This is a genomic window from Alkalibacterium sp. s-m-28 (genome assembly GCF_054658175.1).
In genome coordinates this window covers 1-595 of record NZ_BAAGIQ010000248.1, presented here as the reverse complement: position 1 = coordinate 595, position 595 = coordinate 1, and the positions used below count along the sequence as shown (strand labels likewise).

Annotated in this window: 1 protein-coding gene; it reads left to right on the top strand. The window is 41.7% G+C overall.

The genetic code is table 11. The annotated features are described in order from the left end of the window. On the top strand, window positions 1-595 hold a 595-nt coding region (locus ACYQ4S_RS12175; RefSeq protein ID WP_459771428.1), incomplete at both ends, for a transposase.

Sequence of the window (595 nt, the reverse complement as noted above, 5' to 3'; positions counted from 1 at the left end):
AATCGATTAAATGAAGCCGATGATTGCATAGATAAACGAACCACTGGATATAAGCGTCGTCAAGAAGCTCAAAAGAAAGCGACAGAAACCATGTTTACTTTACTTCACTCTCTACCCTTGCAAAAATTAAAAGCACAAACGCTCCTTTTTGACAGCTGGTTCGGTCACGCTTCTGTGATCAAGCAAGTGGTAACGGATTATCCATTACACGTTATTTGTATGATAAAGCCCATGCGAGCGACCTATGGCTATCAAGGCGAACGCTACACGCTTAAGGAACTCTATGCCCACTTAAAGAAAAAGCGCGGGCGTGCCATCGTTAAAGCAGAAGCTGTTGTGAGCCTAGGGCTCAATGATCAAGGGAAAGAGATTAAAGCAAAAATCATTTTTGTTAAAAATCGCAACAGTAAGGGCAAGCGTAATTGGCTAGCGTTATTATCCACAGATATCGAGATGGAAAATGAAGAGATCATTCGTCTATACGGAAAACGGTGGGACATTGAGACGTTCTTCAAGTACTGTAAATCTTATTTACAGCTCGGGAAAGAAGTCTACGGACGAAAATATGACATCATGATTGCCCACACAACGATTG